Annotated in this window: 7 protein-coding genes and 1 other annotated feature; all 7 genes read right to left on the reverse strand. The window is 37.5% G+C overall.

The window, feature by feature from the left end; genetic code table 11:
• Nucleotides 1-168: 168 nt before the first annotated feature.
• Entirely contained in the window at nt 169-1,053 is an 885-nt protein-coding gene (locus GSA01S_RS07535) for an ABC transporter ATP-binding protein (RefSeq protein WP_066126296.1), read from the reverse strand.
• Nucleotides 1,050-2,102, reverse strand: coding sequence for an ABC transporter ATP-binding protein (locus GSA01S_RS07540; protein WP_066126298.1), 1,053 nt, complete (start codon nt 2,100-2,102; stop codon nt 1,050-1,052). The genes GSA01S_RS07535 and GSA01S_RS07540 overlap by 4 nt, the downstream gene beginning before the upstream one ends.
• 9 nt (nt 2,103-2,111) lie before the next feature.
• A complete protein-coding gene (opp3C, locus tag GSA01S_RS07545; RefSeq protein WP_083513260.1) occupies nt 2,112-3,179 on the reverse strand; it encodes an oligopeptide ABC transporter permease in 1,068 nt (355 codons plus the stop codon).
• On the reverse strand, nt 3,179-4,117 hold the full coding sequence (gene opp3b / locus GSA01S_RS07550; protein WP_066126299.1) for an oligopeptide ABC transporter permease: 939 nt from the start codon (nt 4,115-4,117) through the stop codon (nt 3,179-3,181). Before opp3b ends, opp3C begins: the two co-directional genes overlap by 1 nt.
• A gap of 552 nt (nt 4,118-4,669) precedes the next feature.
• Nucleotides 4,670-6,322: a peptide ABC transporter substrate-binding protein gene (locus GSA01S_RS07555; RefSeq protein ID WP_066126302.1), complete on the reverse strand. Its 1,653-nt coding sequence runs from the start codon at nt 6,320-6,322 to the stop codon at nt 4,670-4,672.
• A gap of 77 nt (nt 6,323-6,399) precedes the next feature.
• Nucleotides 6,400-6,662 (reverse strand) — a binding site (T-box leader).
• Nucleotides 6,663-6,744: 82 nt separating this feature from the next.
• Nucleotides 6,745-7,596 carry an LCP family glycopolymer transferase gene (locus GSA01S_RS07560; protein ID WP_066126304.1) on the reverse strand — a complete coding sequence of 284 codons (852 nt, stop codon included), beginning with the start codon at nt 7,594-7,596 and terminating at the stop codon, nt 6,745-6,747.
• 251 nt (nt 7,597-7,847) lie between these two features.
• Nucleotides 7,848-9,791 (reverse strand): type I pullulanase, encoded by a 1,944-nt coding sequence (gene pulA / locus GSA01S_RS07565; RefSeq protein ID WP_066126306.1) that lies wholly within the window; start codon nt 9,789-9,791, stop codon nt 7,848-7,850.
• Nucleotides 9,792-10,264: the final 473 nt, after the last annotated feature.

A 10,264-nucleotide genomic window follows, 5' to 3' on the forward strand; every position in this document is an offset into this window, starting at 1 on the left:
AATTTTAGAACTTTCATTTTTATTGCCTTTTTATTAAAATGATTAACAAAAATTATTAACTTTTACCACGATTTAGACAACAAAAAACAGCATGGATTGGACAAGAAATAGAAAATCGATTGATTTTCGCTTCCTCTGCCCAGCCTCATGCTGTTTATTTTTTATTATTTAAGGTTTTATCCAGTGATTGGGTTTAATTTCAATCATTTCACTTTGTAAGTCAATCTTAGTTTCATCAAAGATAATGCGTTGACGCTCACGTTCATAATCAGGGTCCGGTAAGGGAATCGCTGATAATAAACTTTGCGTATAAGCGTGTTGAGGGTTGGCATAAAGTTCCTCCGCATCGGCCAGTTCAACTAATTTACCACGATACATCATGCCAATTCGGTCACTAAAGTATTTGACCATTGATAAGTCATGAGCGATAAATAGATAGGTCAAGCCTCTCTCAGCTTGTAATTGCTCTAAAAGATTGATAATTTGCGCTTGAATAGACACATCTAAAGCTGAAATCGGCTCATCACAGACGATAAATTGCGGTTCGACTGCTAAAGCTCTCGCAATCCCGATACGTTGACGTTGCCCTCCTGAGAATTCATGAGGATAACGCGTCGCATGGTCGATATTAAGTCCAACTGTTTCTAATAATTGATTCACTCGATCATTGCGGTCTTTCTCATTATGGGCTAGGCCGTGAACATCAATCCCTTCAGCAATGATATCACGTACTTTCATGCGCGGATTTAATGATGCATAAGGATCTTGGAAAATCATTTGAACTTCTTTATTGAATAAGCGTCTTTGCTTTAATGAGCGACGTTCTTGATTACTTTGACCATTAAATAAGATTTCACCTGCAGTCGGTTGATATAAATTGACGATGGCACGACCAATGGTAGATTTCCCTGAACCGGATTCACCGACTAAACCAAAGGTTTCGCCTTTATAGATATCAAAGCTAACATCATCGACTGCTTTGACTTCATTAGGAGTGCCTGCATCATAATATTGTTTTAAATGTTTCACTTGGACAAGTGGTTCTTTTTTCATGACTGTCTGCCTCCTTGTTGACATTCAAAGCGATAATGTTCATAACGATCTAAAATATTTTGTGGCGGTGTGACCTCACGTGCCTTTGGATGTAATAACCAAGTGGCCGCGTAATGCGTATCACACACTTGAAACATCGGTGGCTCCTCTTCAAAGTCAATCGCTAATGCATACTCATTTCTTAAAGCAAAGGCATCACCTTTTGGTGGATTTAATAAATCCGGAGGCGTGCCAGGTATCGCATAGAGCTCTCCTTTTTGGTCTGGTGTCGGCATGGCACTTAATAAGCCCCACGTATAGGGATGTTGTGGGTGATAATAAATATCGTCCACGCCTCCAATTTCGACGATTTTACCAGCATACATTACGGCTACACGGTCTGCCACATTCGCAACCACCCCTAAGTCATGGGTAATAAAAATAATGGACATGTCTTTTTGACGTTGAATTTCTTCTAATAACTCAATAATTTGAGCTTGAATCGTCACGTCTAGTGCCGTCGTTGGTTCATCCGCAATTAAAATCTCGGGGTCGCCCGCTAAAGCAATCGCAATCACAATCCGTTGACGTTGCCCTCCTGAAAATTGATGAGGGTATTGTTTTAATCTGGCTTCAGGGTCACGAATACCACATAAAGTTAATAATTCAATCGTTTCTTCGATGGCTTCACTTTTAGACATACCTCTTTGTTTGGTTAAGATTTCCATAATCTGTTGACCAATGGTTAAGGTTGGATTTAATGAAGTCATCGGGTCTTGGAAAATCATCGCAATTTGCGTTCCCCGAATGTCACGCATTTGACGTTCTTTATATTGTAATAGATTATCACCATTAAATATAACTTCTCCTGATTTGATGATGGCATTTTTACTTAATAATCCCATAATGGAACGAGTGGTGACCGTCTTACCAGAACCTGATTCACCAACAATCGCTAATGTTTCCCCTTTATGCAAATCGAAGCTCACACCACGAATAGCCTGCACTTCACCGGCAAAGGTTTTAAAACTAATTTGTAAATTCTTAACTCTTAATATCGGTTCATTCATGTTCGTCACCTACTCTTTCATTTTAGGGTCAAAGGCATCCCGTAGTCCATCCGCTAATAAATTAAAGGATAACATTAAGACCGAAATGATCGCAGCTGGATACCACATTAAATGCGGTAAGAAACGGAAGGTCTTATAGCCATCACTAATTAAGGTTCCTAAGGAGGCATCGGGTGCGGGAATACCGATTCCGATAAAGCTTAAAAAGGCTTCAAAGAAAATCGCACTTGGTAAAGCAAACATCACTTGCACGATAATAATCCCGATCATATTTGGTAGAATATGTTTCAACATAATTTTAATCGGATGTTGGCCTAATACTTGTGCCGCTAAAACATACTCCGTTTGTTTCAAACGTAAGGTTTGGGCACGGACCACTCGTGACATGGTAATCCATGACGTTAAGGCAATCGTAATGATAATTGAAATCAATCCCGGTTTTAAGACTAATAACATTAGAACAACGATGACTAAATTTGGTACCCCTGATAACACTTCTAATAAACGTTGCATAAAGGTATCGACTTTGCCACCTAACCAACCTGAAATTAATCCGTAAATAATCCCAAATACTAAATTAATTAAAGCCGCCACAAAAGCCACTAACAGCGAGATCCGTGTCCCATATAAAATACGCGACAACAAGTCACGACCTAAAGAGTCTGTTCCTAAATAGTAATAGGTGCCGGCAGGGACATTGGCTTTCTCATAAGTATCGATGAGTTTCTTACCACGACTCATCGCTTTACCATCAAACCACGTCGTCCACTCTAATCCGGGAATTTTAGGTGCTAAGTTGGCATGAGCTGGATTTTGAGCATACGGTGAAGCCGGTGCAATCAACGGTGCCAGGATGGCAATGAGCACAATGAATAATACTACAAATAAGGCAACCATCGCCCCTTTATTTTTCTTCAAGCGTCGCCACGAATCTTGTAAGAAGTTCAGAGATGGCGCATGGATTTTTTCGCTTTCTTGTCGTGTTTGACGGTGGTCGGGTGTTAATAATTGTTCATCTATCGATAGCTTCGCTAATAATTCTTCATTATATTTTGAATCTAATAAAGCCTTTGCCATTATTTACCCCCTCCCATTCTTAATCTTGGATCAATGATGCCGTATAAAATATCGACAATTAAAATCATCACAATTAATATAGTAGAATACATAATCGTAATCCCCATAATCGTTGGATAATCATTGACTAAAATAGATTTAGTAAATTGTTCGCCAATACCAGGGATTGAAAAGATTTGTTCAATAACTAATGAACCGGTCATTAAACCAGCCGTCACCGGTCCTAAAATCGTTAATAAAGGAATTAAAGCATTACGCAAAGCGTGTTTTAAGATAATATAAAATTTAGAAAAACCTTTCGCTTTAGCTAATTCAATATAATCACTATTTAAAACTTCAATCATTTCCGTACGGATAAACCTTGCCGCTTCCGCCATTGGCGAAATCGATAAGGCCAACGTTGGTAAAATGGTTGATTTAAACCCTTCACGCCAAAACGCTATCGGTAACACTTCTAACACAACCGCGAAAACAAACTGTAAAATAACAGCGAAAACAAAGTTTGGCACACTCCGTCCGGCAATCGCGAAAATAGACGTAAAGGTATCAATCCAAGTATTTTGCTTAACCGCTGCGATAACGCCTAGAAATGTTCCTACAACTGTCCCTAAAACCATCGCTTGTAAGCCTAATTGAATTGAAGGACCAGCCCGATCCGCGATAATCTGGGTCACAGGTAAATTATTAAATTGGAAAGAATAACCAAAGTCTCCCTTTAATATATTGCCCAAATATGCCAAATACTGATCAAAAATCGGTTTATTCAACCCATATTTTTCATTCAATAATTCTAATTGTTTTGCAGTCAATAAATCTTGATTAGCAAATGGCGTCCCTGGTAAGAATTGTAATAAGAGAAATGTTGTTGTGATAATAATAAATAAGGTCAATAACATATAAAAAATACGTCTTAACAAATATTTCCCATACGAATTCATTTAGCCACCTCTTTCTTTTAATAAAATTAAACTATTGTTAGTATACATGAAATTCTATACCTTGTTAAATGATTAGTTTCTCAGTTTCAAAACACATAAGCTAAGGAGTGAGCTAGAAGACGACCATCACATGATGTTAGCTTCCTAGGCCCACCCCTTAAGAGTTGCGTTAGTATAATGGGAGTGAATCAGAAGTAGAAAATTGAATATTTTTCACTTCGTTTGTTCAATCTCCGTGAGACGTGGTTTGATGCCACTCAACTACTGCGATTTTAATTAATGACCAATAACCCGATGGAATTTATCGAGCTTATGCCTAAACTGTTTAAGACGTGGTTTGATGCCACTCAACCTCTCGGATATACTTGTCGATGTTTGGGTAACTTTTAATGGTGAAACCCCATATTCCTTAGTATCAATTAGAGATGAAACTTAATGACTTTACACTACTTTGAAGATACTATAATTGATCCGATAATTATATCTTACGGCCACTCCAATACAAGACTATTAAATAAGGAAAGGAATTAAACTAAATTGATTCAATTGATTTTATTGATACGTTAACGTTGTAAAATCAACGCCAGAACCATCAGGATTAACTTCAATATTATCAATTTTATCAGAAATCAATAAAGAGGTATTATTTTGAATTAATGGCACTAGAATTTGGCGATCTAATAAATAGTTTTCGGCTTTATGTAATAATTCATAGCGTTTCTCAGGATTCGCAATACTTTCTGGCGAATTCGCTTGGGCTACTAAGGCATCAAACTCTGAATCAAAGAATTGGGCATGATTATGTTCAGCATTGGTTAAGAAGTTAACTAAATATTCATCCGCATCACCTAAGGAAGCACTCCATCCACCAATCGCAATATCAAAATCAAATGACATCATTTCTTCAAAACGGTTTTTCGCTGGTAATGGTCTTAAGACTAATCTGAAGCCGTCTAAATTAGATTCCACTTGTCCTTGAATAAACTCACCAATTTGCTTCGTTACTTCACTATCCGTTACTAATAATTCAAGTTCAACGGTATCCGTTCCTAATTCTTCTTTCGCTTTTTGCCAATATTCTTTCGCTAAGTCAATATCGTAAGTACTGTAGTCTTTTTGTTCTTTAACATAGTCTTCTCCAGTCACTGTATTAAAGACAACATTTTGTGGGACTAAGCCTTTAACTGGCTCGGCTCCGCCACTTAATATATTTTGAGTTAAGGTTTGTCGGTCGATGACTAATGAGAATGCCTTACGTAAATTTTCATTTTGTAATGCTTCATTCGAACTGATACCCCATTCAATGTAAGAATGTGAAACTCCTGGAAAACTCACTAAACTTTCGTGACCTTGGAACTCAGCTAATAAATTACCAGAGATGGCCGCCACATCAATTTCTCCAGCTTCCCATAATTCAACTGCTGTATTTGGATCTTTTACCACATCGATGTGCACTTGGCTTGTTTGGATATCTGAAGCACCATAGTATTCAGGGTTTTTAGTATAAGTCCATTCTAATGTGGTGGCGCTCCACCCTTCAATCGTAAATGGCCCATTTCCTAAAAAGTGCTCACTATCAGTTCCATAAGCTTCACCAGCTGCTTCAACAGTAGCTTGATGTTGTGGATAATAATTGACATGGGTAATATAATTTAAAAAGTTAGCTTTAGGTTCTTCTAAAGTGACTTTTAATTCATAATCATTCACCACTTCAACGCCTAAAGTATCAGGTTCAGCTTCACCACTGGCGATGGCTTCGGCTCCTTTAATGACAAAGAATAAATAGGCATTCGCTGAACCGGTATCAGGACTAATTGCTCGTTGCCAAGCATATAAATAATCATTTGCTGTGACAGGTTCTCCGTTCGACCATTTAGCATCTTCTCTTAATTTAAACGTATACGTTAATCCATCTTCACTTACAGTTGGTAATTCAGCGCCTGCCGGTTGAATACTACCATCAGTAGCAATTTGTAATAAGCCCTCTCCTACTTGACGTAACGCTGTAAAAGCAACGGTATCATAAGATTTAGCCGAATCTAAAGTCGTAATCTCCGAAGATTGGGTCCAATTCAATTGTTGTTCTTCAGCTGCTTGCACCGTTAAAAGCTCGCTATGATTGAAATTAACTTGACTGACTAATCCAACTTGACTTTGTAATAATACTAACCCTGCGACACTAATTTTTAACCATTTATTTGACATATTATCTCTCCAATTCATTTAATTTGTTATTGATTTGGAGATCATTGCAATAAAAAAAGCTTCATCCCCGCATCAACGCAAAGGATGAAGTTAATAGACTCCATGGTACCACCTTTATTTACAATTTTATTACTAAAATTGCCTCTATGAGTACGGCTTTATCTAGAATTTAAGCTTATACTCGCTCTCTATAACGGGAGACCCCGGGTTACCCTTACCAATTGGCTCGAATAACAACATGACTCCAAGACCATTTTCAAAACCTCACTTTACTTGTTCACACCAACCACAAGCTCTCTTTAAAAGACTTAGCCTTTACTTATCTCTTCACCGTCAACCTTATTTAACTGTGTTTCTATCTTAAACGATGATTATCCCTTCTGTCAAGACCAAGTGATAAAAAATTTTATTTAAGGAAAGTTTTATTCGTCATTATTGTGTGATAGTTGGTCTTTAATGGCCGTTAAATCGGTACTATCTAGCACTTGATAGGTTTCATTATCAATTGTATCTAATTCAAGTGGCAGTGGGATAAAGTCAACATTCCCAAATAGATTCGGGGCCATTTCAGCTAGTTTAGTCCATTCATTTAAAGCGAAATTATGGTCTATCATAAATTTATTGGCCTTTGATAATAAAGAAAGCTGAAACATTAAATCACTCGCCGCAACTTTAGCAATCAAACCGTCGATGACTTCTTTTAAACGGTTAAATTGGGCAGTAGTATCCGAGTCTTCCAAGTTTTCTTGTAAATAAGCTTTCACTTCTGGTCCCGACAGTGTTTGTTCATTATTTGTTAAACCATCGATGTCATCAACAAACTGAGCAAACTTATCTAAATCAATGCCAATATAGCGATCTATCGGGAGCTGAATCACTGCTTGCACCGCTTGATTAGTCTCACTCACTTTAGCTTCTGAATCGCCATTAGCTAGACGCAATTTATGAGCTTGTTCTTTACTTTGTCGCTCTAAATATAATTGTGTGGGTAGCGCAACGACTACCGACTTCTTACTTTTAGGGTTGTAAGAAAAGACTAACACTAAGTCGTTTAATAATTTGACCGGTTGGTGATCTGTGGCTTTAGACTGGCCATAAAGCGCAAAGATCATACTATCTTTACCAAAAACTTTGTCGCTGTCAGGTTCTAGTGTAGACACTAAAGAATGTGGTTCACTTTCGGAAGGTTGATTAATAAATGTTCTTATTCCAAAAGTTACTGCAAATAAAGCGATGATAAGTATGAACGCTTTGAATAAAGTTTGCTTTTTCATGGTAGACACCTCCTAGGCATTTTCCCTTACTAGCATTATAACGAGCTTATACTCAAATTGGAAATGATTAACTTCTCGGTAAAAAAAATAGGGAGTGAACAAGAAGTCGAAAATCAATCGATTTTCGCTTCATCTACCACCCCCCCGCACAGTTGACTAGGTTTGAAACAAGTCCGAAGGACATTGTTTTAAGCCAGTCAACCACTGCGTAATAAATAATATCTTTAATTTACAATAAACGTTACTACTTCCTAATCCAAATACTGTTTCAACACTAAGGTTGTATATGGCTCAATTAAGAAGCTATCGATTTCACCTGTCATATGATCATCATCTAGAAAGACTTCTCCGTCGACCAACTTCATAATATAATCGCCCTGTTCTAAATCATATTTTAATGGATTTGATTGGGCATTCAAGACAATAATCATGCGTTCATTATCTTGGCGGTATTCAAAAGCAACACGTTGGTATGATGCATGTAAGATACGCATCGTACGGCCGATTTCTTCATAAGTTTTCAGTCTTAATAATGGCTCTGCTTTACGTAATTTAATTAAGTCACGCACCATTACGACGGTATGTTCATATTTTTCTTGACGTAACCAATCCATCTTGTTGATTTGATCGGCACTGTTATAACTGTCACGCACACCGAATTTAGTTCTTAAAAACTCTTGTCCGGCGTGGATAAATGGTACTCCTTGGCTTAATAAGACTGCTGTTGTCGCTAATTCATGTCGACGAATAATCGTATCTTTATCTAAACTTGGGTCAGCCGTCACTAAGCGGTCATATAAGGTATAATTATCATGCGCTTCTACATATTGAATCACTTGTCCCGGTTCAGAATATTGTCCCGTACTAATAGCCGCCATGAAGTTATCAGCTAATTTATTCTCAGTATACCAAGCACCATTAATAAAGCCTCGAGTAGTAGGGTCAAAGTCATTACCTTTTAAGGCTTCACGAATCCCATCATTGAATTGGCCTACTCGTGGCATTTCAATGGCATTATGGTGACTCGCTTTTTTATACCAAGGTAATTCGGTCATTAAGTCCCAACCTTCACCAAAAACTATAATCGATGGATCAATTTCGTCTAAGGCTTTACGGACTGCGTTCATCGTTTCAATATCATGAATGCCCATTAAGTCAAAACGGAACCCATCTAAATGGAATTCTTTAGCCCAATAAGTCACACTATCCAAGATATATTTACGCATCATTTTACGTTCAGAGGCCGTATCATTTCCTACCCCAGTACCGTTTGACAAGTAACCTTCATGCGTCGTACGGAAATAATAACCTGGTACTGTACGATTTAAACTATGATTATCTACTTCGTAAACATGATTATAAACCACGTCCATAATGACACGAATACCCGCATCATGTAGGCCTTGGATCATTTGCTTCATCTCAGTAATACGTAATAGTGGATCATAAGCATTCGTTGAGTAAGTTCCTTCTGGCGCATTATAATTTAAAGGATCATAGCCCCAGTTATATTCTGTAGGCACTTCACCTGTCTCATCAACCGTCGCAAAGTCAAACATCGGTAAAAACTCCACATGGGTAATCCCTAATTCTTTTAAATAATCGAGACCTGTTTTTGAACCTAATGGGTTTCTAGTCCCTTCTTCAATAACACCGAGATATTTACCTTTATTTTTAATGCCACTGTTGACATCCATTGAAAAATCACGAATATTGGCTTCATAAATAATCGCATCCGTTGGTGCAGAAAATGGCTCCATGCGTTCGCCCCAATTTTCAGGGTTAGTACGTGGTAAATCAACGACGACCGAACGTTTTCCATTGACAGTAACGGCGCGCGAATAAGGATCCACTGAACGACGACTTGTCCCATCGGTATAGAATAATTCATAACGATAAGTTAAACCATGACAATCGCCTTCAACTTCTGTTTGCCAAATATGTAACTCATCATTCAACATCATTGGAATAATTTTCTTAGCTGGTGCATAGTTATCTTCATAAACAATTAAATTTACTGCCATTACAGTAGGCGCCCATAAATGAAAGGCGGTTTTTTCTTTAGTATATAAAGCACCTAATGGCCCATCATACGCTAACTTTTCTAACTCTTGAATCTCGGGACTTTCAATATATAATTTTGTTTGTGGTTGGGGAATGAATTCATCCAACACTAGCGGTTTGTAACGTTCCACTCTCGACACATCCTTTTTTATTTCGCCCACCTATTATAACAGATTTTTAACAGGATTTCGACCTTGTTAAAAGCACATAATTGCCTCTATTAAGGTATTTAATGGGCATCTCATAATATTTTCATAGCAGTTAAACTGAAATTAATCTTACAGTTTAATTATAGTATGTAATTTTCAATTCTTTGTGAACCCACTCACGCACAAAGCTTATATTAATTATTAATTAAACCTTTTCAAACAGCTATTTGCTTGTGGATTTATTGGGAATACAAAGTCTAATCATACGGAAATTTTTCAGATAGTCAAGTAGTTAGATAACGAAAATGAGTCTTTAGTCGGCTTTCTTTGATTAATTAATTGTCAAAACATAAAACATTGTGCATTAGGCGGTGGAACAAAAGTAGAAAGTCAAATGTTTTCCACTTACTCTAGCCACTCCCACATAGTCGAGACCACTCAACCACTGCGCTTTT

This window comes from Globicatella sanguinis NBRC 15551 (assembly GCF_001552295.1).
Lineage (GTDB): Bacteria > Bacillota > Bacilli > Lactobacillales > Aerococcaceae > Globicatella > Globicatella sanguinis.

Coding starts and splice junctions, on each gene's coding strand:
- GSA01S_RS07535 (WP_066126296.1), bottom strand. CDS start 1,053: ATGAAAAAAGAACCACTTGTCCAAGTGAAACATTTAAAACAATATTAT.
- GSA01S_RS07540 (WP_066126298.1), bottom strand. CDS start 2,102: ATGAATGAACCGATATTAAGAGTTAAGAATTTACAAATTAGTTTTAAA.
- opp3C (WP_083513260.1), bottom strand. CDS start 3,179: ATGGCAAAGGCTTTATTAGATTCAAAATATAATGAAGAATTATTAGCG.
- opp3b (WP_066126299.1), bottom strand. CDS start 4,117: ATGAATTCGTATGGGAAATATTTGTTAAGACGTATTTTTTATATGTTA.
- GSA01S_RS07555 (WP_066126302.1), bottom strand. CDS start 6,322: ATGTCAAATAAATGGTTAAAAATTAGTGTCGCAGGGTTAGTATTATTA.
- GSA01S_RS07560 (WP_066126304.1), bottom strand. CDS start 7,596: ATGAAAAAGCAAACTTTATTCAAAGCGTTCATACTTATCATCGCTTTA.